At 31.9% G+C, this 1013-nt stretch carries 1 protein-coding gene and 1 pseudogene; both read right to left on the bottom strand.

The window, feature by feature from the left end; genetic code table 11:
• Positions 1 to 280 (bottom strand): annotated as a pseudogene (locus R7Q11_RS25040) (hypothetical protein); the annotation flags it as partial.
• Positions 281 to 476: 196 nt separating this feature from the next.
• On the bottom strand, positions 477 to 692 hold the full coding sequence (locus tag R7Q11_RS25035; RefSeq protein ID WP_225466862.1) for a hypothetical protein: 216 nt from the start codon (positions 690 to 692) through the stop codon (positions 477 to 479).
• Positions 693 to 1013 lie beyond the last annotated feature (321 nt).

Below are 1013 nucleotides of genomic sequence, written 5' to 3'. Positions count from 1 at the left end.
CTGATAAATCAAAAAACCCTCCATCTGTCGGATTATGAAACAAATTATACCTAACTATATTATCTTTCCTATATGCGACGTCAGTATGAACACCTATTAACTTTGATGCTGTATCATAATCGTTATTCATACCATTTATAGTAACGTGATCACAGTTAATTTTTGGAATGATATTGGCACCTTTCCCATCCCAGCTATTCAATGCAGACTGAATATCTTCATTAGTACTTTTATCTTCTGAGTAGCGGGATTTTGTTTCTTTTCTTACATCGTACAACATAGTTCTTTGTTTTTTGACTCTAACTTTAAACCATGGAGCTTACTATCTAGCATAATCTCCTCAATGACTACAGAAACACTGTCAGATATACGATAAAGAATTAAAAAATGATAAGTTCTAAAAGGGTCAATATTCCTTGCCAAACGCCTAAAAGGATTTCTTCTATGCTTAGTTAAACTCGCCCTCTTAGAATTACCTATAATTTATAAATGTCTTTTATCACATTCTTGCGATCAAAATCTGTCATTGACTGAATAACTAAAATCGCCTGTCTTGTGATCTTAACCTCTCTCTTATCTAATATTCTAGGATCAATATCGAACTGACCTAAAAAGTTGCTAAACCTATTAAATACAACAACATTTCTAGCATTACTCTCTGTTGGCTTTTGGTTAGGCATTTCCCAAGTCATATTAGGATCCAAACTTAAATAAGGCCAACATTAATCAATATATATTCAAATCTAAAGAGCAAATTTATTATTTTAGAGGAAAGCGGTAAAGCATGTAACTTATTATTACCCCAGTTACACAAAAGATAAAAAGACAATCTTGTGATTTGCATCTCAATGTTAGCGACTTTCTCGTTACAAGAAGCACCATGCAAAATTCAAACTAACGAAAATCAAAGATACTTACACACTAGTAACAATCTTGCCTAACCTATGTCGGGTTACTAAAAATTATGAATATTTAGTAGTGTGATATGACGAGATTTATATAACTAAAATAGA

It is taken from the genome of Vibrio sp. 970 (assembly GCF_033339075.1).
This window is presented reverse-complemented; position numbering and strand designations above follow the sequence as displayed.

What these genes read in the sequence shown, in the direction of transcription:
- R7Q11_RS25035 (WP_225466862.1), bottom strand. Translation starts at nt 692, where the DNA reads ATGACTTGGGAAATGCCTAACCAAAAGCCAACAGAGAGTAATGCTAGA.